This window comes from Paractinoplanes aksuensis, from assembly GCF_024137025.1.
GTDB lineage: Bacteria > Actinomycetota > Actinomycetes > Mycobacteriales > Micromonosporaceae > Actinoplanes > Actinoplanes aksuensis.
In genome coordinates this window covers 18260-37335 of sequence record NZ_JAMYJR010000021.1, presented here as the reverse complement: position 1 = coordinate 37335, position 19076 = coordinate 18260, and the positions used below count along the sequence as shown (strand labels likewise).

At 72.1% G+C, this 19076-nt stretch carries 16 protein-coding genes; 10 read left to right on the top strand and 6 right to left on the bottom strand.

Annotated elements, in window-relative coordinates; translation table 11 throughout:
* Positions 1 to 81 precede the first annotated feature (81 nt).
* Both M1L60_RS19305 and M1L60_RS19300 read left to right on the top strand, forming a co-directional pair.
* Entirely contained in the window at positions 82 to 2340 is a 2259-nt protein-coding gene (locus M1L60_RS19305) for a M48 family metallopeptidase (protein ID WP_253238838.1), read from the top strand.
* Positions 2341 to 3429: 1089 nt separating this feature from the next.
* Positions 3430 to 3957, top strand: coding sequence for a hypothetical protein (locus M1L60_RS19300; protein ID WP_253238837.1), 528 nt, complete (start codon positions 3430 to 3432; stop codon positions 3955 to 3957).
* 106 nt (positions 3958 to 4063) lie between these two features.
* Here the strand turns inward: M1L60_RS19300 and M1L60_RS19295 are convergent, their stop codons facing one another.
* The 3 genes from M1L60_RS19295 to M1L60_RS19285 are packed head-to-tail and all read right to left on the bottom strand — an operon-like array spanning position 4064 to position 6633.
* Entirely contained in the window at positions 4064 to 5041 is a 978-nt protein-coding gene (locus M1L60_RS19295; protein ID WP_253238836.1) for a helix-turn-helix transcriptional regulator, read from the bottom strand.
* Between the two features lie 59 nt (positions 5042 to 5100).
* Positions 5101 to 5976 carry a hypothetical protein gene (locus tag M1L60_RS19290; protein ID WP_253238835.1) on the bottom strand — a complete coding sequence of 292 codons (876 nt, stop codon included), beginning with the start codon at positions 5974 to 5976 and terminating at the stop codon, positions 5101 to 5103.
* A 12-nt stretch (positions 5977 to 5988) separates the two neighbouring features.
* Positions 5989 to 6633 (bottom strand): hypothetical protein, encoded by a 645-nt coding sequence (locus M1L60_RS19285; RefSeq protein ID WP_253238834.1) that lies wholly within the window; start codon positions 6631 to 6633, stop codon positions 5989 to 5991.
* A 245-nt stretch (positions 6634 to 6878) separates the two neighbouring features.
* On the opposite strand from M1L60_RS19285, the gene M1L60_RS19280 reads away from it, so the two are divergent.
* The 4 genes from M1L60_RS19280 to M1L60_RS19265 are packed head-to-tail and all read left to right on the top strand — an operon-like array spanning position 6879 to position 11074.
* Positions 6879 to 9695 carry a sensor histidine kinase gene (locus M1L60_RS19280; RefSeq protein ID WP_253238833.1) on the top strand — a complete coding sequence of 939 codons (2817 nt, stop codon included), beginning with the start codon at positions 6879 to 6881 and terminating at the stop codon, positions 9693 to 9695.
* On the top strand, positions 9696 to 10118 hold the full coding sequence (locus M1L60_RS19275) for a roadblock/LC7 domain-containing protein (protein ID WP_253238832.1): 423 nt from the start codon (positions 9696 to 9698) through the stop codon (positions 10116 to 10118).
* Positions 10108 to 10494, top strand: a complete 387-nt coding sequence (locus M1L60_RS19270) for a DUF742 domain-containing protein (RefSeq protein ID WP_253238831.1) — start codon at positions 10108 to 10110, stop codon at positions 10492 to 10494. The genes M1L60_RS19275 and M1L60_RS19270 overlap by 11 nt, the downstream gene beginning before the upstream one ends.
* On the top strand, positions 10475 to 11074 hold the full coding sequence (locus M1L60_RS19265) for a GTP-binding protein (protein WP_253238830.1): 600 nt from the start codon (positions 10475 to 10477) through the stop codon (positions 11072 to 11074). The genes M1L60_RS19270 and M1L60_RS19265 overlap by 20 nt, the downstream gene beginning before the upstream one ends.
* On the opposite strand, the gene M1L60_RS19260 is transcribed toward M1L60_RS19265, so the two are convergent.
* A complete protein-coding gene (locus tag M1L60_RS19260) occupies positions 11051 to 12178 on the bottom strand; it encodes an AfsR/SARP family transcriptional regulator (RefSeq protein WP_253238829.1) in 1128 nt (375 codons plus the stop codon). The genes M1L60_RS19265 and M1L60_RS19260 overlap by 24 nt on opposite strands.
* A gap of 145 nt (positions 12179 to 12323) precedes the next feature.
* On the opposite strand from M1L60_RS19260, the gene M1L60_RS19255 reads away from it, so the two are divergent.
* The 3 genes from M1L60_RS19255 (at position 12324) to M1L60_RS19245 (ending at position 16191) form a co-directional block, all read left to right on the top strand.
* On the top strand, positions 12324 to 13112 hold the full coding sequence (locus tag M1L60_RS19255; protein WP_253238828.1) for a hypothetical protein: 789 nt from the start codon (positions 12324 to 12326) through the stop codon (positions 13110 to 13112).
* Positions 13113 to 13186: 74 nt separating this feature from the next.
* Complete coding sequence (locus tag M1L60_RS19250; protein ID WP_253238827.1) at positions 13187 to 14239, top strand: lactonase family protein; 1053 nt, start codon at positions 13187 to 13189, stop codon at positions 14237 to 14239.
* A 239-nt stretch (positions 14240 to 14478) separates the two neighbouring features.
* A complete protein-coding gene (locus tag M1L60_RS19245) occupies positions 14479 to 16191 on the top strand; it encodes a substrate-binding and VWA domain-containing protein (protein ID WP_253238826.1) in 1713 nt (570 codons plus the stop codon).
* Positions 16192 to 16216: 25 nt separating this feature from the next.
* On the opposite strand, the gene M1L60_RS19240 is transcribed toward M1L60_RS19245, so the two are convergent.
* Complete coding sequence (locus tag M1L60_RS19240; protein ID WP_253238825.1) at positions 16217 to 17371, bottom strand: PP2C family protein-serine/threonine phosphatase; 1155 nt, start codon at positions 17369 to 17371, stop codon at positions 16217 to 16219.
* A gap of 50 nt (positions 17372 to 17421) precedes the next feature.
* Between M1L60_RS19240 and M1L60_RS19235 the strand changes: the two genes are divergently transcribed.
* Entirely contained in the window at positions 17422 to 17904 is a 483-nt protein-coding gene (locus tag M1L60_RS19235; protein WP_253238824.1) for a MarR family winged helix-turn-helix transcriptional regulator, read from the top strand.
* Here M1L60_RS19235 and M1L60_RS19230 read toward each other — a convergent pair.
* Positions 17892 to 19001 carry an ROK family protein gene (locus M1L60_RS19230; RefSeq protein WP_253239074.1) on the bottom strand — a complete coding sequence of 370 codons (1110 nt, stop codon included), beginning with the start codon at positions 18999 to 19001 and terminating at the stop codon, positions 17892 to 17894. The two genes, M1L60_RS19235 and M1L60_RS19230, sit on opposite strands and share 13 nt — an antisense overlap.
* Between the last annotated feature and the right edge of the window lie 75 nt (positions 19002 to 19076).

The following is a 19076-nucleotide window of genomic DNA, read 5'->3' as shown; positions in this document are numbered from 1 at the left end:
GACTGACCGTCTGGGGTTTCTGTCGGAGGGCCGACCTAGTCTGGGCGCATTCCAGTGGTACGCGAGAGACCGGAGGTTCAGGTGCGGCCGAGTGCGGGGGCGTCAGGTTCCCAGGCGTACGACGATGCGAGCGCGCCCGATCCCGCCGCGCCGCCCGGTTCACCCGCGGCCTGCGCCGGGTCCGCCGGGCGGTCGGCGGCGATGCTGCTCGGCTTCCTGGGTCTGGCCTGGCTCCAGGTGGTCGTCGTCCTGCTGGTCGTGCTGCTGATCGTCGAGCCGCTGCCCGGTTCGCTGGCCCTCGGCGTCGCCGTGCCGCTGGTCATCGCCGTGGCCGGCCTGCTCTGGTGGGCCACCGTGCGCGCGCTGCGCCTGCGTCGTTCCGCTCCGGCCGGTGTGCCAGTGCTGCGCCAGCACGCCCCCGCCCTGTGGACGATGCTCGACGACGCGTCCGCCGCGGCCGGGGTCAAGCCGCCCGACGGCGTCACCGTCGTGGCCGGCGCCACCGTCACCGTCGTCCAGCCCCTGCGTCTGGGCGGTCTGCTGGGCGGCCGCCGCGAGCTTTACCTCGGCCTGCCCCTGCTGCAGGCGTGGGACGAGTCGCGCCTGCGCGCCGCTGTCGCCCACGAACTCGCCCACGGTTCCCCCGCGCTCGGCGGCCGGTTCGCCCCGCTGGCTCACCGCGGCCGGTTCGCCCTGGGCCGCATCGTGCCGCGCATCCCGGCCCGCAGCCCCGCCGGCCCCCTGCTACGCGCGTTCGCCCGGTTCTACCTGCGCGCCGACACGCCGTACAGCCACGCCCAAGAGCTGGCCGCCGACCGCGTGGCCGCCACGTTCGCCGGCCCCCGGGCCGCGGCCGCGGTGCTGCGCGACCGCCCCGCCCTGGAAGGCATGCAACAGCTCTTCCACGCCGAATACCTCAGCCCCGGCTGGCAGACCGGCTTGATTCCGGATGACGTCTTCGGCGGCCTGTTGCGCGTCCTGGCCGCCCGCAGCGAAGACATGACCGCCCTGCGCTCCCGGGAGCCCGAGCCACCCGGCCCGTGGGATCCGCATCCCCCTTCGGCCACCCGCCTGGCCGCCCTGGCCACGCTCACCCCCGAGGGCCCCGAGCCCGCCGGGAAACCGGCCGGCGACCTGGTGCCCGACCTGCCCGGCCTGGGCCGCGCGTTGCAGGCGGTCGCCTTCCCGGTCGGCGGTCGCGCGGTCGTCAGCTGGGACGAGTTCTTCGGCGTGGCCCGCCTGGCCGAGATGGAACGCGAGGCCGACGCCTCCCTGCGCGCCCTGTCCCGAGCCGCCGGCACCCCTGTGACCGGCGCCGCCGACGTCCTGGAGCTCTCGGCCCAGGGCAACCTGCGCCCGCTGGCCGAAAAGGTCTTCGCCGACCTGCCACCCGACGACGTGGCCGCCCGCATCACCGACCTGATCGCCCTGCTGCTGGCGTTGGCCGCCCTGCACAGCGGCGTGGCCCGCTGGCGCCACAGCTGGACCGGAACGGCCGAGCTGGTCGCCATGGACGGCTCCTACCTCGAGCTGCAGGCCCCCGCCGAAATGGCCGGCGACCCCACCACAGTCGCTGAGGTCCGGAACTGGCTGACCGCCATCGGCGTGGACCTGACGGCCGCCGCCGACACCTCCCGCCACCACTCCACCCGAGTCCCCGTCCTGGGCGGCGTGGTCGGCGTCCAGGTCGACGGCGCCCGCACCGACCTGCTGGTCCTGGAAACGGGCTTGTTCCTGGTCCCCGGCCTGCCCCGCTCCCGCCACCACGAGGCCAAACGCCGCCTGACCCGCCTCGCCGCCGACGGCATCCTCCCCACCGCCCAGCCCGCCCCGGCCGCTCCTTCCACCGCGCCCCCACCCGCCGCAGCCACTCCCGACCTGGTCCCCGCAGCCGCCACCAACCTCGGCTCATCCGGCCTTGCCTCGCCCGTCTCCGGTTCGCCTGCCGCCGGCCTGCCTGCCGCCGGCCCGCCCGTCTCGGGCCCGCCCGTCTCGGGTTCGCCTGCCTCTGGCTCCCCCGGCTCTCCTTCATCCGGCTCGGCGGCTGCCGACCCAGCCGGCATCAGTTCGGATCCCGCTGCCGCCGATCGGTCCCGCACTTTCGCCGCAACCGCACCCACTGCCCCCAACCCACCCGATCCCACAACCGCGGGCAGCCGCTTCGTCCCCTTCGCCGACGTGGCCACAGCCTCGGCCACCCGCAACGGCCGCCGCTCCTGGGCGATCAACCTCCACGACGGCGCCACCCTGAACGTCCGCACCACCCTCGACAGCGAAGAACTCCCCGGCGGCTGGGCCGCCCTCGACGACGCCGTGGCCTTCCTGACCCGCACCCGCTGAAAGCAAGCGCAGAGCGACCCGCGCCCGCCAGCGTGCCGACCCACGGCCGTGCGTGCCCGCCCGCGCCCACCCACGACCGTGTGTGACGGGCCCACAGCCGTGTGTGCGGCCCGCAGCCGTGTGTGCGGCCCACGGCCGTGCGTGCCGGCCCGTGCCCGCCCACGGCCGTGTGTGCCGGCCCGTGCCCGCCCACGGCCGTGCGTGCCGGGCTCACGGCCGTGTGTGCCGGCCCGCGCCTGCCCACGGCCGTGCGTGCCGGCCTGCGCCCGCTGGCGTGCCTGCCCACGGCCGTCCGTGCCCGCTGCCGTGCCCGGCCACAGTCGTGCGTGCCCGCCCACAGTCGTGCGTGCCCGCCCACCAGTCGTGCGTGCCCGCCCACCAGTCGTGCGTGCCCGCCCACCAGTCGTGCGTGCCCGCCCACAGTCGTGCGTGCCCGCCCACGGCCGTCGGGCCCGCCACCGCGCCCGTTCGCGGCGCCTCCCCTCGCCCGTTCGGGCTAGGCCGCACTCGTGCGGCCGCTCCGCCGTGACGTAACCGTCTATGTGAGACGGACGTGCCTCTCGAGGGCGCGCAGTGGCGCGGAAGGTGGAGGTGTCGGGTGACGGCGGGCATTCTTCCGCTGGTTCGTTCGACCGTGTTGTTGCTCACCCGGTGGGGGTGCTGAGCTGGGTGAAGGCCTTGCCGGGGCATCGGGTGCCGCCTTTCAATTTGGTTACAAGGTGATGGGCGTTCTGTCTTTTCGGTGGGTCCGGCCGGGGTTGCCGGTGTCCGCGCGATGGAGCGGTTATCGCAGGTCACGGTGCTGATTCCGGGGTCGGGGCCGGATGAGGGGTGGATCTTGCGTGACGGCGCGGTTGCAGATTGCGCGGAAAGCGGCAACACGCTGGGTGAACTTCCTATGAGGACGACCCGTGCTACCAGGCAGGACGGGTCGCATGAACGACTAACGAGTGAACGCACTGTTACGCCAAGTCACAATGGGCTTGCGGAACGTTCGCTTTATCGCTTCCGATAACGGGTAGGGAAGTTCCTGGAAGCGACGGGACGATCCCATCGAGGCGGGGGAGGCCAGTTATGGAGCGGGGGCCGTTGGCGCTCTTCGGAGCGATCATCGCGGTCGGGCTCGGGCCTGCACTGTGGATCGGGGTTCAGATCGGGCCGACTTCGCCGTCGAATCCGGTGCGGCCGCCCGCTGTGGTCGGCGAGCAGGGGGCCGAGAAGGCCGGGCAGCTGCTGGGTGGATCCGGCGCCGGCGAGGAGTCGAGCGGCGACCCCGCCCCGCGCGGCAACGTTCTGCCGCTGACCACCTCACCGAAGGTCAAGACCTCGCCCAGCCCCGTCCCGGAGCCGTCCGAGTCCACCACCTCGCCCCAACCCGACCCGACCCGGACCACCACCGACCCGACCGACCCGGCCACTCCGGCCGACCCCGGCACTACCGCCCCGCCCGAGTCGACCACCCTCCCGGACCCCGATCCGACCGACGTCACCACGCCGCCGGTCGACGACGAGTCCGGCGATCCGACCGACGACCCGTCGGACAACGACTGGTCCGACGACGACCCCTCGCCGTCCGACGCCACGACCGGCGACCTGATCTCGTCACACGCCGGCTGAGCACGTCGGCTGAGCACGTCGGCTGAGCACGCCGGCTGAGCACGCCGAGCGAGCGCCAACTGTGCGGGCCGGGTGACCGCGCCCGGGCGACCGCGCCGAGCCGGGCCTACGGCGTGTTGTAGGTGGCGGCCATGGCCCGGGCCGTCTCGGTGAAGACGGCCCGCAGCTCGGGCGGCTCCAGGACCTCGGCCTCGGCGCCCAGTTTGAGCAGCTCGATGTGCCCGTGCCGGACGGACTCGATCGGCACTCGAGTGATCAGGTGGCCGGTCTCGTCGGGTTCGCCGGCCTCGGCCCGCGCGACCCGGGACATCTCCGGCGGGAAGATGAAGGCCATCCGGTCGAGCGCCGCCACCGTCATCCGCACCGTGGCTGAGGCGGTGTAGACGCTCTGCTCGTACCGTTCGGTCCACTCGGCCCAGAAGGCGGCCAGCTCGAAACCCTCGGGCCGCTCGGCCGTTTCGTCCAGCAGTTCGGCGTCCAGGATGTTGGCCACCCGGTAGGCCGTCGTGCGGGTCTCCGTCGCCGCCACGAGATACCAGCGGCCCGCCTTCAGCACCACGCCCAGCGGGTGCAGAGTGCGGGTCACCTCGCGCGGAGCCTTCCAGCGCCGGTACCGCACCTCGATCCGGCGCCCGCTCCACACCGCGTCGGCCACTGTCGAGAGGTACGGCACCGGCTCGTCGGCCCGGAACCAGCCGGGCGCGTCCAGATGAAATCTTTCCCGTACGCGGTCGGCCCGGTCGGCCAGTTCACCCGGGAGCGACGCCCGCAGTTTGAGCTGCGCCGCCGCCAGCACCGAGCCCAGGCCGAGCTCGGTCGCCGGCCCGGGCATCCCGGCCAGGAAGATCGTGCCCGCCTCGTCCGTGGTCAGGCCGGTGAGCCGGGTCCGATAGCCGTCGAGCAGCTGGTAGCCGCCGGCCGGCCCGCGGTCCGCGTACACCGGCACCCCGGCTGCGCCCAGCGACTCGATGTCCCGGTACACCGTGCGGACCGAGACCTCCAGCTCGTCGGCGAGTCCCTGCGCCGTCATCCGCCCGCGGGTCTGCAAGAGCAGCAGCAGGGAGAGCAGACGGTCGGCGCGCATGACCGAACGCTAACGCCGAAGGGGAGCCCGATGGGCTCCCCTTCGTGTGGTCCGGTGGTTCAGAGCGCGAGCAGCCGGTTCAGAATCTCCCGGTACGCCCGCAGTTCGACCCGCAGCTTCTCGGTGTCGTCGGAGTTGCCGGCCAGGCCGTCCCGCTGGGCCTTGAGGGCGCTGGTCAGCTTGTCGACCGCGTCGCCGACGAGCGTGGCCGCCTCGGCGGTGGCCTCCTTGGGCTCGTCCACGAAGCGCAGCTGGATGTCGCGGAACCGCTCGGCGAACGAGTCCCCGTCCGGCAGCAATTTGTCCCCGGTGCTCTTGGTCCCCGCAGCCGGGGCGGGAGTGGCCGGAGCAGCGGCGGCCACCGGCACCGCGGCCGTCTCGGCGACCGGCGACGCCGGCGTGTCCGAGGCCCGCTGGAAGTCCTCGCTGTCGAGCCGGTCGGCCCGGTCGGCCCGGTCCGCTCGGTCGGTGGCTTCGGAAAGGTCAGTGTTGTTGACCTTGTCAGAGCTGTCGGCGGCGGATGAGTCAGATTTATCCGTCTCGTCGAGCTTGTCGCCAGTGGCCGGGTCGACCGCCTTGGGGCTGTCGAACGTCCCGTCGTCCTTGATCGCCTGCTCCTCGGCCGGCCGCGTGTCGGAGTCGGTGAGCGGCAGGTCGACCGGCGAGTCGTCCCGCGGCTTGTCCGAGTTCGTGACCCGGTAGTTGTCGTCCTCGACGACCGACCCGTCCGGCCCGTACGTCGTCGACGTGACGGTCTTGTCCTCGACGACATCGGGGTCGGAAGAGGACGAGGAGGGTGAGGAGGCGTCGCGCGGCGCGTCGCTCCACGGCGACCCCGCCCGTTGCGGCGGCACGGCCACGGGCTGCGTACGGTCCGGGTCGGCCTGGGGCTCGGTCTCGGTCTCGGTCTCTTTCTCGTTCGAGAAGAACTTCATGAGCGGTGGCTCCTAGCGGCTGGTGTCGCGGGCAGGGGACTCGTCGTCGGCGGCGGCGCGCGGAGCGGGCGCCGTGCCCTCCGATGTGGACTCGGGTGTAGCAGTAGTAGTACCAGTTGAAGGCACCGGATCGGTGCCGAGCAGGTCCGCGAAAAGCGCCCGGTAGTGCACCAGCGCCTGCCGCAGATCCTCGGTGTTGGCCTCGCCCGCTGTGTTGCGCTGCGAGATCTCGTGCGCCTGGCGGTAGTGCTCGAGCGTGCGGGCGTGCTCGACGGAGAGGTTGGCCAGCCGCTCGTCGTACTCGCCGGTCGGGTAGCCACGGTCGGCGATCAGCCGGGTGACCAGCTCGTCGGCCGCGGTGACGGCGCGCTCGGGGTCGTCCACGAACTGGATCTGGACTTCCTCCCAGTTCGCCGAGTAGGTGGCCTGGGCCTCGGCCGACAGCGGCTTCAGCTCGAGTGAGGCGTGGCGCTTCTCACGTTCGCGAAGTTCCTTCTCGGCCTCGGTGCGGCTGCCGGAGTCGGCGACCACCCGGTCGTACTCGGGCCCGAAGGTGTTCTGCAGTTGCTTGCGACGCATGACTTGGATGCCGTACACGACGGCGGCGATGACGATGAGGACGACGACGATCAGGACGACCGTGGCAGTGGGGGACATGGGGCCTCCTCCTATCAACGTCCGCTATTCCCATCCGGGGTGTCCCGTCAATCCCGTTCGCGCGTGCTGGTTTCGCTCCTTCGAGTAATCGCCTGGTCACAGTGTCATAAGGCCGACGCGACAAGCCGTGCCAATCTGAACCGCCAAAAAGGACTTAACCGAATCTTTAGGTACGCCCCGGCGGTGGCTCACCCGGCCGGTGTTCCGTATTCTCCCGAAGGCGTACGCCGGAAGAGCGGAGCCTGATGAAGAAGCGTTACTGGTCGATCCGTTCGAAGATCATCGTCCTCGCGGCCGTCCCCTTGACGGCGGTGCTGGCTCTGTGGCTCTTCGCGACGACGCTCACCGCCGGCCCGGCGTTCAACCTGCTGTCCGCCCGCACGGTGCTGGACAACGTCGGCAACCCCGGCATCGAGCTGGTCGGCCAGCTGCAGCGCGAGCGCCTGTTCAGCGTGGAGTACCTGTCCGCGACCGGCCCGCCCTCGCAGGCCCTGCTGGCCCAGCGCACCGCCACCGACCGGTCGATCGCGAACTTCCGCCGGCTGGCCGAGGGTGGCGAGGCCCGGGGCGCGACGAGCGACGAGCTGCGCGCCCGCATCAACCTGTTCCTGACCCAGCTGGCCAGCCTGACCGGCAACCGCGGCCACATCGACCGCCGGGCGATGGACACGATCGGCGCCCAGGGCCTGTTCAACAGCGTGATCGGCGCCGGCTTCCAGACGTTCGCGGCCACCGCCACCTTCAACGACCAGCGGATCGACGGCGAGCTGCGCGCGCTGACCACGGTCGGGCACGGCCAGGAATACCTGAGCCGGGTCGACGCCCTGGTCGGCGCGTCCACCGCCGCCGGCCGCTTCACGCCCGAGGTCCGCGGCCAGCTCATCCAGGACGTGGGCACGGCCCGCTTCCTGCTCGAGCGCGGCGTCGAGGACATGGCCGAGAACGACCGCACCGCGTTCGCTCAGCTGCGCAGCGGCACCGCCTACGACCGGCTCGACAGCCTGCTCGATCAGCTCGTGCAGCAGAGCCGCGACGGCGTGGCCACCCCGGTCAGCAGCGCGCAGTTCCGGCCGTCCTACGTCGCCGTGGCCCAGGAGCTGCGCACGTTCGAGGTCGAGGCCACCGACTCGCTCACCGACCGGGCCCGGCCCGTGGCCGAGCGGGTGCTGGTCCGGCTCGGCCTGGCCGGCATCCTCGGGCTGGCGGCCCTGGCCGCTTCGCTCTATCTCTCCGTACGGGTGGGGCGTTCCCTCGTCGGCCGTCTGCGCCGCCTGCACGGTGAGGCCCGCGAGATGGCGGCCGAACGGCTGCCCACCGTGGTCCGCCGGCTGCAGCGCGGCGAACAGGTGGACGTCGACGTCGAGACCCCGCCGCTCGAGTACGGACGCGACGAGATCGGCCAGCTCGGTCAGGCCTTCAACGAGGTGCAGCGCACGGCCCTGCAGTCGGCGGTCGAAGAGGCGAACGTCCGCCGCGGTCTCAACGAGGTGTTCCTCAACATCGCCCGGCGCAGCCAGACCCTGCTGCACCGCCAGCTGGCCCTGCTCGACCGCATGGAGCGCCGCGAGACCGAGCCGCAGGAGCTCGAGGATCTCTACCGCGTCGACCACCTCGCCACCCGCATGCGCCGCCACGCGGAGGACCTCGTCATCCTGGCCGGCGCCGCGCCCGGCCGGGGCTGGCGCAACCCGGTCCCGGTGATCGACGTCGTCCGCGGCGCGATCAGCGAGGTCGAGGACTACAAGCGGGTCGACATCCGTTCGGTCGAGTCGGCCTCGGTGCTGGGCCGCGCGGTCGGCGACGTCATCCACCTGCTGGCCGAGCTGCTCGAGAACGCGGCGTCGTTCTCGCCGCCGCAGACCCGGGTCGAGGTCTCCGGGCAGGCGTTGCCCCACGGGTACGGCATCGAGATCGAGGACCGCGGCCTGGGCATGACCCCCGAGGCGATCGACGAGGCGAACCGCCGCCTGGCCGAGCCGCCCGACTTCGACCCGGCCGACAGCGCCCGCCTGGGCCTGTTCGTGGTGGCCCAGCTGGCCCACCGGCACGGCATCCGGGTGTCGTTGCGGGCTTCCGCGTACGCCGGGGTCACCGCGATCGTGCTGGTGCCGGGCGAGCTGATCGCGGCCGCCCCGGTGGCCGCGCTGCCGTCCGGTTCGTCCACCGGCGAGCGCCCGCTGGTCGGGTCGGGTTCGGACGACCCGTCCCGGCCCTCGCTGGCCGCGTTGCAGTGGCAGGGCACCGAGGAGCTCCAGCAGGTCACGGCGTCGGGTCGCCCGATCGTCGACGGCGCCGCGGCGTCCGAGGAACCGCACCCGGTGCGCGGCGCGGTCACCAGCGGCCAGCACCGGGCGCCGCTCGGCGTCAGCGGCCCGTCGCCGAGCTCGGTCGCCGCCGGCCTCAGCGACGAGGGCCTGGTGCAGCGCCGGCGCGTACGGCGGGAACCGGAGCCGGACCCGACGGAAGAGCTGCCCCTGCCGCCGATCCCGGCTCAACGCGCCGTGCCCCGCAATTCGGCGCCGGCGCCGGCACTGTCGCCCGGGCCGACCGGGATGCCGGTCGCCGACCCGGCCACTGAGGACGGTCTGCCCCGCCGGGTACGTCAGGCCAGCCTGGTCCCGCAGCTGCGCCGCCCGGCCGGCGAGCCCCGCGAGGAGCAGCCGGCCCAGCTCCGCTCGCCCGAACAGGTCCGCAGCATCATGAGCGCGCTGCAGAGCGGCACCACCCGCGGACGCATTGACGCGGCTCGCTACCTTGCGGAGGGGGAGCCGACAGCGCAGAGTAATGTCCCCAGCGCGACCGGCGACGGAAAGCGCAGTGAGAACGTTAGCCAACTCACGCATTCCGCATCTGAAGATAGGTCCAATGCGGATGACACGGACATTGATGTTCGACCGAGCCGCGGAAACTTTGCCGATACGGCTACCGTCAGTTTCCCGGCGATCGTCACTGAGACGCTCGCGCGGGACGAGGCATCAACCGGGGGCGGGCACGATGCGAGGGGGCACCGTGCCATCGACTCCGGGGGCGAAAACGTCACCAGGCCGGAAGAGGACGCATAAGTGACACAGACGACGAACCAGCGCGCGCACCTCACCTGGCTCCTCGACGATCTGGTGGAGCGGGTGCCCACGGCGCAGCAGGCGGTCGTGCTTTCCGCCGACGGGCTCCTGATGGGATCGTCGGCCGGGCTGAACCGGGAGGACGCCGAGCACCTGTCGGCGATGGCGGCCGGTTTCCAGAGCCTGGCCAAGGGGGCGAGCCGGCACTTCCGGGCCGGCCCGGTGCGCCAGACCGTGGTCGAGATGGAGTCGGCCTTCCTCTTCGTCACGGCGGCCGGCCAGGGCGCCTGCCTGGCCGTGGTCGCCTCGAGCGACGCCGATCTGGGGCTCATCGCGTACGAGATGGCGATGCTCGTCACCCGGGTCGGCCAGAACATGAGCGCACCCGGGCGCTCCGCGGTGATGCCCTCCGATGCCGGCTGACCCGCAGCGCGTGGCGCACGACTGGCTCGACCACGACGCGGGCCCGGTGGTCCGGCCGTACGCGATGACCCAGGGCCGGGTGGCGGCCGACGGCAACGAGTTCGATCTCGTCGCCTTCGTCGTGGCCACGCCGGCCGAGGATTCCGGCCCCGAGACGCTGCAACCGGAGCACCACGCCATCGTGGCCGCGTCCTGGGAACCGATCTCGGTGGTCGAGCTGGCGTCCGCGCTCGACCTGTCGATCGGTGTCGTCCGCGTTCTGCTCGGTGATCTACGCTCGGCGGGACTCATCTCGCTGTACGAACCCCCGGCGGCGTCCCAGCCGCACGATGTCGACGTACTCAAGGCGGTTGTCAATGGACTCCGTGCGCTCTGACCGCAACGGCGCGTCGTCGCGCATCCCGGTCGCGCTCAAGATCCTGATCGCGGGCGGCTTCGGCGCCGGCAAGACCACGATGGTCGGCTCGGTCAGCGAGATCCGGCCGCTGCAGACCGAAGAGGTGCTCACCGGCGTCGAGGGCGCCGACGACACCGGCGGCGTCGAGGGCAAGACCACGACGACCGTGACCATGGACTTCGGCCGCATCACGATCACCGAGGACCTGCAGCTCTACCTGTTCGGCACGCCCGGGCAGGACAGGTTCTGGTTCCTCTGGGACGAGCTGTCCGAGGGCGCGCTGGGCGCGGTCGTGCTGGCCGACACCCGTCGCCTGGCCGACTGCTTCCCGTCGATCGACTACTTCGAACAGCGCGGCACCCCGTTCGTCGTCGCGGTCAACTGCTTCGACCCCGATCAGCGCTTCGGCGCCGACGCGGTGGGCCGGGCCCTCGACCTCGACCCGGGCGTCCCGGTGGTGCTGTTCGACGCCCGCGAGCCTCTCGGCGCCCGCAACGTCCTGATCGAACTGGTCGAGTACGTGGCTCGCCGCCAGCTAGCGACCGCGGCCTCGCGCTGAGGCAGCAGCCAGGGCGGCCACGCCGGCCTGGTGCGTGGCCACGACCGCGCCGTGGATCGCGGCCAGCAGCGCGCTGGCCAGGAAGATCGAGATGCCGGCGGCCTCGGCCCCGCTGACGTCGTCGCCGTCGTCGAGCGGCGACGGGTCGACGACCATGAAGACGAAGCCGGTCACCACCAGGCCGGCGTAGACCGCGGCGGCTACGAAGAGCCGGCGGTCGCGGTGGTGCGCCGCGGCGTAGACGAAGTAGATCCGCGCCCCGGTGGCGAAGGTGACGAGCGGAGTCAGCACGGCGAACAACACTTCGACGTACGGGATGCGCAGGCGCACCGGCGGCGGGTCCGCATACGGCAACGCCGGCGCCGCCGGCGGAGGAAGTGGCGCCTGATCGCCCCGGAGGATCCGCCGGTGCGTGGCCTGCAGCAGCTCACCCGGCTCGGTGCCGAACTGCTCGACCAGATAGTCCCGCGCGCTGCGGAAGGCGGCCAGGGCCTCGGCCTGCCGCCCGCTGCGGGCGAGCGCGATCATCAGATGCGCCCGCAGACCCTCCCGCAGCGGGAACTGCTCGACCAGCCGGGCCAGCTCGGGCACCAGCGCGGCGTCCCGCCCACGCCCGAGCTCGAGCTCGGCCCAGCGCTCCCACGCGGTCGCGTGTCCCTCGGCCAGGCGGGCCCGCGCCGAGTCGAAGAACGGCCCGGTGAGCCCGGCCAGCGCCTCACCCCGCCACAGGGCCAGTCCGGCCCGCACGAGCTCGGCCGTCGGGGCCCGGGTGGCCGCCTCGGTGAACTCGTGGGCGTCCACGGTGTGTCCCTCGAGGCGCAGCACGTAGCCGGCCGGGGTGAGCGCGACGAGTTCGCCCGGCGTGCGCGGCGCCCGGTCGGGGTCGAGCACCCGGCGCAGCCCGGCGATGTGCTTCTGCACGACGTTCGCCCCGTTCCCGGGCGGCTCGTCACCCCAGACCGCGTCGACGATCTGATGCGTCGGCACCGCTCGGCCGGCGTTGACCAGCAGCACGGCGAGCACCGCGCGCTGCTTGGCCGGGCCGAGGTCGACCGGCGCCCCGTCGCGCAGAACACGCACCTCGCCGAGCATCTCGAACCGCACGAAAAATCCTTCCAGGACGCCGACCTGCGCAAACAGAGAAACGGAAGCGCGGCGGCAGCGGCAGCAGCATAGCCGCAGAGCGATGGCAGCGAGGCCCGGCAGCGTGCTCTCCGACGCCCCATCACGGGAGGAAGAGAGAACCATCATGAAGCGCCTGGCCGGAATCACTGTCCTTCTTGTCCTCACCACCACGGCGGGCTGCGGCCTCGTCGACAAGGCCACCGCCCCCGCCGGAAAGACCGAGCCGGTGATCACGCCGCGCGAACAACTGCTCCGGGCCGTGCCGGACGAGAAGACGCCGGCCTTCGCCTTCGACATCAAGGGCGGCGTCACGCCGATCTCCGGCGTGCTCGACGCCCCGCGCGAGACGTTCCGGGTGCAGGTCAAGCAGTCCGAGCCGGACGCCGGCTTCTCGATGACCATGTATGCGCTCACCGTGCGGGACAAGGCCTGGATGAAGATCCTGTTCGAGCCGGCCGACGTGCCGGGACTCCCCCGCGTTCCGCGCAAGTGGCTGGTCGTCGACCCGGCCCGGGTCACGGACCCGGAGGTCGCGCCGTCCGGCTACGACGGCGACACCGATCCCGGTTACGCGGGGCTGGTGCTGAAGGGCGCGGCGGCCGTGGCCGGCACCGGCCACGGCCACTACACCGGCACCACCGACCTCACCGCCTCGACCGAGGCCGAGATCGTGACCGACGCCCGGTTGAAGGCCCTGGGGCCGAAGGCCAAGGCGGTGCCGTTCGAGGCCGACGTCGACGGGGACGGGCGCCTGACCTCGTTGCTCGTCCGGATTCCGGCCGCCGGGAAGGCGAAGGCGGCGACCTACCACGTCCGCTACACCGGCTTCGGCACGACGGAGACACCGGTCGCGCCGGCCGCGGCCGAGCAGCAGAAGGCCACCCCGGTCGTCTACGACCTGCTGAACAGCTGACCACCGGCGGCGGGGCCGGGGCGCGGGACCGACGGGGGTCCGCGCCCCGGCCACCGGTGTGATGGGATCTCCCCATGGGCGCGAGCGAGGAATTCGTTTTTGTCGGTGGCTACACGGTGGACAAGGGCGGTGACGGCGAGGGCATCGTCCGGCTGACCCGCGACGCGTCGACCGGGGTCCTCTCCCGGTCCGGGGTCGTCGCGCGCACGCCCAGCCCCTCGTTCCTCGCCCGCCATCCGGAACTTCCCGTTCTGTACGCGGTGAACGAGCTCGACCCCGACGGCACGGTCACCGCCTTCGCGGTCGCCGCCGACGGTTCCCTCACCTCGCTGTCGAGCCGCCCGACCGGTGGCAGCGACCCGGCCCACCTGGCGGTCACGCCCGACGGCCGGCACCTGCTGGTGGCCAACTACGGCACCGGTTCGGTCGCCGTCTTCCCGCTCGACGCCGAGGGCGCCCCGGGCGAGCGCTCCGACCGCCTCGACCTGCGGGGCAGCGGCCCGGTGACCGACCGCCAGGCCGGCCCCCACGCCCACATGGTCTTTCCCGTACGCGACGAGGTGCTGATCGCCGACCTCGGCTCGGACAAGGTGTGGCGGGCCCGCCTCGACCCCACCTCGAGCCGCCTGACGCTGCTCGGGGCGGCGGTGACGGCCGAGCCCGGCACCGGCCCGCGGCACGTGCGGTTCGCGCCCGACGGCACCCTGTTCGTCGTCGGCGAGCTGAGCGGAGACCTCTCGTGGTGGCGCCCGGCGGCCGACGGCGCCCTGACCCCGGGCGGCCGGGCCGCGACCACGACGACGGCCGGCGAGAACTACCCGTCCGAGATCGTGGTGGGCCCCGGCGGCCGGTTCGTCTACGTCGCCAACCGGGGCCCGAACTCGGTCGCGACCTTCGGCTGGGACGGCGAGAAAGCGACCCTGCTGGCCGAGACGCCCACCGAAGGTGACTGGCCACGCCACATGATCCTCATTGACGATCACCTCTACGTAACCAATCAGCGATCACAGAGCGTGACGACCATGCGGGTGGACCCGGAAACCGGAGTGCCCGCGCTGCTGGGTGGGCCCGCGTCGGAGCCGACTCCGACAAGTCTGCTGCGCTGGAACGTCAGCGGCCTCAGCTGAGGCACGGAACGGCATTGATGACCGTCTGGGCACGGTGGGCCGCAAAACGGGCAGCGGTCGCCACTGATCGAGATGGCGTCACTACGGTTGGTCACGCAAGATGCCAAGAATCCCAATCCGAGTAACTTTCGACCGAACGTATATGGCATTCAGGTTCGAGGATGCGCACTATAGAGCGCGTGTCTGGCCGCCATCGTAGAAACTTCAATCTCAGGGGAGCGGGCGTCGTCGGAGCTGCGATGGCGATCGTCGTCGTCATGGGTGGGTCCTATTACGGATACCAACAGCTCGCCGACGACGGTTGCACCGGTTCCATCCGGCTGACCCTCGCCGCGACCAGTGAGGTCGCCCCGTCCATCGACCAGGTCGCCCAGCGGTGGGTGCAGGAGGGCGCGAACGTCGACGGCACCTGTGTCGCCGTCACGGTCTCGACCGTCAACTCCTCCACCATGGCCGCGGCCGTGGCCGGTGAGCATCAGGTGACCCTGGCCGGTCTGGGCAAAGCCCCCGAGGCCGTCAAGGTGCCGGACATCTGGGTTCCGGACTCGTCGGCCTGGTTGCTGCGGCTGAAGTCCGAGGCGCCCGGCTTCGTGCCCTCCGACAACAAGCCGATCGCGCAGAGCCCGGTCGTGCTCGCCATGCCCAAGCCGGTCGCCGAGCAGGTGGGCTGGCCCAACAAGAAGCTCAGCTGGGCCCAGTTGCTGCAGCTCATGCAGACCAGCACGACCCTGAACACCAGCATCGCCAGCCCGACGCGCGACGCGACCGGTCTGGCCAGCCTGCTGGCGATCGGTCAGGCGGCCGGCGCCGGTGAGAAGGCGCAGGGCACCAAGGTCAAGGCGATCACGGCCCTGGCCGAGAGCGCCTCCTCCCTGCGGCAGGAACTGCTCGAGCGGTTCCCGCGGTCGAACGACCCCAACGACATCGGTCAGAGTCTCAGCGCGGCGCCGGTCTCCGAGGAGAACGTCGTCTCGTACAACGCGGCCAAGCCGCCGGTGCCGCTGGTCGCGCTCTACCTCGACCCGAGCCCGATGCCGCTCGACTACCCGTACGCGGTCATGCCCGAGGTCGACCTGCAGAAGCAGAAGGCGGCCGCAGGTCTGCGGGCCCAGCTCGCCAGCGCCACGTTCAAGAACGCCCTGGGCGCGGCCGGCCTGCGTTCGCCCGACGGCTCGTTCGGCGCCGGCTTCGCCCGTCCGCTGGGCGCGCCCGACGCGTCCCCGCCGGCCAGCAACACGGTCGGCGGCGCCGGTGACAACGGTGGCACGGCCGCGGCCGGTATCGATGCCAGCTCGCTCAGCCAGGTCATCGGCAGCTGGACCGCCATCACCCAGCCCGGCCGGGTGCTTGCCGTGTTCGACGTCTCGGGCTCGATGAACATCAAGGTGCCGACGGCCAACAACCAGACCCGGGCCGAGGTGACCCGCAAGGCGGCCGCGGCCGGCCTGGCCATGTTCAGCGACAAGTGGGCCGTCGGCGTGCGGCTGTTCTCCACCGAGATGGTGGGCAAGCAGCCGTGGAAGCAGATCGTGCCGATCAGCCCGCTGGCCACCAGCCGTCCCACGCTGCAAGAGTCGATCAGTCAGATCGTGCCCAAGGAGGACGGCAACACCGGCCTCTACGACACGGTCCTCGACGCGTACAAAGAGGTGAAGAGGACCTGGCAGCCCGGCAAGGTCAACTCCGTCATCCTCTTCACCGACGGCAAGAACGAGAACGACGACGGCATCAAGATCGAGAAGCTGCTCAGTGAGCTGAAGCGGCTGAACGACGCCCGCAAGCCGGTCCGCCTGGTCATCATCGGCATCGGCGACACGGTCAGCGAGACCGAGCTCCAGACGATCGTGAAGGCGACCCCCGCGGGTGGCGTCTTCATCACCAAGGACCCGGCGAAGATGAGCTCGATCTTCGTCGAGGCGATCGGCCGGCGCACCGGCGCCAGCGGCGGCTGACCCACCGCGTACGCGGGAAAGGCCGTCACCCCGGATCGGGGGTGGCGGCCTTTTCCATGCCGTGGAAGTCGAGGCACACCGCGACGGCGTCGTCGTCGAGGTCGGCGTCGCCCACGAACGCGCGCAGGTCGCCCAGCAACGACCGCACCGCCTGCAACGGGGCCAGGGCCTTCGTCCGCCGCACGAAACGGGCCAGCGCCGCGTCCCCGTACCGTCCGGACGCCGCCAGCGCCTCGTAGACGCCGTCGCTGGCCAGCATGAGCCGGTCGCCGGGCTGCAGACGGAAGCTCTGCACCTGGTAGTCGGTCTCGTCGAACATGCCGAGCGGGAACTCCTTGCGCAGCTTCAGTTCCTGCACCGTGCCGTCGCGCAGCAGCAACAGCCGGGGCGAGCCCGCGTCCACCACCAGCACCTCGCCGCTGGTCAGGTCGAGTTCGAGCAGCAGGGCCGACACGTGGGCGTGCCCCCGGTGCTCGGCATAGACCGCCTGGTCGGCCAGCGCCGCCTGATCGGCCAGCGGGATGCCGGCCCGGCGCGCGTTGCGCAGCGCGAAGGTGGCGAGCGAGGAGAGCAGGGCGGCCGACACGCCCTCACCCATCCCGTTGAGCACGCTCAGCGTGAGTCTGCCCTCCTGGTCGGCCCAGTCGAAGCTGTCGCCACGGACGTTGTACGACGGTTCGAGCTGCCCGGCCAGGCCGAACGCGGGCCGGATGCGGCTGCGCCCGGGCAGCAGCTCCCACTGCATCTCGGCGGCCAGGGTGAGCCGGCGGGTGCGGGCCGCCCCCTGATAGCGGTCGGTGCCGGCCGCCGCGGCCTGCAGCTCGTGGGCCAGGGCCACGGCGACCTCGGCCAGTTCGGCTGCCGCCTCGGGGCTGTCGGGGGCCGGTTCGCAGGCCAGCACGCCCAGCCGGTCGCCCCGCGACGAGACCGGCACGAACATCACACCTTTTTCGTTCACCGGGTTCTGGTGGTCGAAGCAGCGCCAGGCCGGATCACCCGGATGAGTGCGCGCGACCTCGCCGAAGAGCGGCACGAGGGCGGCCAGACGGTAATCGACCAGGTACAACTCGGTGCGGGTGAGCCCGAACGGTGCGGCCAGGGCCTCGGCCAGACGATCCGGAACGGCATCGGCGGCGGCATCAGTGAGAATCCGCCGGAGCACCAGTAGCCTGTCGATCAATGGCGACCTCCTCGAACAGATCCGGCCGTACGAGTAGTCTCTCCTGCACCATGGCCATTCACCATGGGCCGGACGGGCCGGACCCCATGCAGACCGCGGCGATCGACGACGCCGCGAAATCCTTGCTGCTCGCGTGGGACACGGCCCGCGAGCAGGTGACGCCGCGCATCTCCTCGGTCCAGTTGAACGCATTGCTGGCCGTCGAGCGCAGCGAAGGCATAAATCTGGGCGGTCTCGCGGCCGAACTGGGCATGCTGCTCTCGTCGGCCAGCCGCTTGTGCGACCGGCTGGTCGCCTCGGGCATGGTCGAACGGGTGCCCGGCCGGGCCGACCGGCGCGAGATCGCGCTCTATCTCACCCCGGCCTCGCGCACCCTGCTGGGCGAGCTGCGCCGCATCCGGCGCCGCGCGCTCACCGGCGTACTCGAAAAAATGTCGTCCGGCGGCCGGGCCGCCCTGCTGCGGGGGCTCAGCGAGTTCGCGGCCGCGGCCGGCGAGAACGGCGAATCCGCCTCGTCGGCTCAGACCGCCTGAGGGCGAGCCAGCCAACTGGCCGGATCGTCCCGCACGCCGCTGATCACCACGTCGGCCGCGCCGCGCATGGCCGCGTCGGCGCCGAGCGTGGCTGCCCGCAGCGTCACCGGGGCCAGGCCGGCCGTGAGCACCCGGCGGCTCAGCTCGGCGTCGATGCCGTCGCGCAGCCGGTCGAACTCGGGCGCGTAACCGCCACCGAGCACGATCACGCCCAGGTCGAGCAGGTTGACCACGGCCGACAGCGCGATGCCGAGGGCGGCCGCGGCCAGGTCGGGATCGGCCGCGACCGCCTCCTGACCCGCGTACTGCTCGAGACAGCCGTTGGCGCCGCAGCGGCACGGGCGGCCGTCGGGATACACGGTGACGTGCCCGATCTCGCCGCTCCAGCCCCGGCCGCCGCGGTACAGCTCGCCGTCGAGCACGATGCCGGCGCCGATGCCGATCTCACCCGAGACGTACAAGAAGGTCGGCGGGCCGCCGTCGGTCCGCAGCTCGCCCAGGGCGGCCAGGTTGGCCTCGTTGTCGACGGTCAGCGGCAGGCCCAGGTTGAGCAGGGCCGGCACGTCGACGTCGGACCAGCCCAGGTTGGGCGCGACCCGCACCAGACCGTCCGCCGCGACCAGGCCCGGCACGGCCAGCGCGGCCCCGGCCAGCTCGATTCCGTCGGCGCCGGCCGCCGCCTGTGCCTGCGCGGCCAGCGCGCCCAACTCGGCCAGGGCGGCCGCGGGCGGCAGCAGGCGCTGGTCGGCCCGGGTGACGAAGCGGTGCCGGACCGCGCCGGTCAGGTCGACCACGCACGCGGCCAGGTAGTCGACGTTGATCTCGAGGCCGAGCCCGCCCGGGCCGTCGGGGGTGAGGGCCAGGCCGGCGGCGGGACGGCCGGCCCCCGTCCGCGGCGCCGGGTCGAGCTCGGTGAGCAGATGCCCCGCGATGAGATCGTCGACCAGGGCCGACACGGTGGCCCGGGTGAGCCCGGTCGAGGCCGAGATGGCCGCCCGGGATGGGCGATCTGCGCTGTTCGCCACTGTCTGCAACACGAGCGCGAGATTGTGGGCACGCACGCTCGATTGCCGGACGGGGCTGCGGGAAGCATTCATCAAGCGGCCGTTCACGGCCTTGACAATGCCACACGGCGGCCAAATAATTCAACCAATAAACAAATCCCAGCTGTT

What these genes read in the sequence shown, in the direction of transcription:
- M1L60_RS19285 (WP_253238834.1), bottom strand. Translation starts at nt 6,633, where the DNA reads ATGTCCCCCACTGCCACGGTCGTCCTGATCGTCGTCGTCCTCATCGTC.
- M1L60_RS19245 (WP_253238826.1), top strand. Translation starts at nt 14,479, where the DNA reads ATGGCGATCGTCGTCGTCATGGGTGGGTCCTATTACGGATACCAACAG.
- M1L60_RS19250 (WP_253238827.1), top strand. Translation starts at nt 13,187, where the DNA reads ATGGGCGCGAGCGAGGAATTCGTTTTTGTCGGTGGCTACACGGTGGAC.
- M1L60_RS19290 (WP_253238835.1), bottom strand. Translation starts at nt 5,976, where the DNA reads ATGAAGTTCTTCTCGAACGAGAAAGAGACCGAGACCGAGACCGAGCCC.
- M1L60_RS19280 (WP_253238833.1), top strand. Translation starts at nt 6,879, where the DNA reads ATGAAGAAGCGTTACTGGTCGATCCGTTCGAAGATCATCGTCCTCGCG.
- M1L60_RS19295 (WP_253238836.1), bottom strand. Translation starts at nt 5,041, where the DNA reads ATGCGCGCCGACCGTCTGCTCTCCCTGCTGCTGCTCTTGCAGACCCGC.
- M1L60_RS19265 (WP_253238830.1), top strand. Translation starts at nt 10,475, where the DNA reads ATGGACTCCGTGCGCTCTGACCGCAACGGCGCGTCGTCGCGCATCCCG.
- M1L60_RS19230 (WP_253239074.1), bottom strand. Translation starts at nt 19,001, where the DNA reads ATGAATGCTTCCCGCAGCCCCGTCCGGCAATCGAGCGTGCGTGCCCAC.
- M1L60_RS19255 (WP_253238828.1), top strand. Translation starts at nt 12,324, where the DNA reads ATGAAGCGCCTGGCCGGAATCACTGTCCTTCTTGTCCTCACCACCACG.
- M1L60_RS19270 (WP_253238831.1), top strand. Translation starts at nt 10,108, where the DNA reads ATGCCGGCTGACCCGCAGCGCGTGGCGCACGACTGGCTCGACCACGAC.
- M1L60_RS19235 (WP_253238824.1), top strand. Translation starts at nt 17,422, where the DNA reads ATGGCCATTCACCATGGGCCGGACGGGCCGGACCCCATGCAGACCGCG.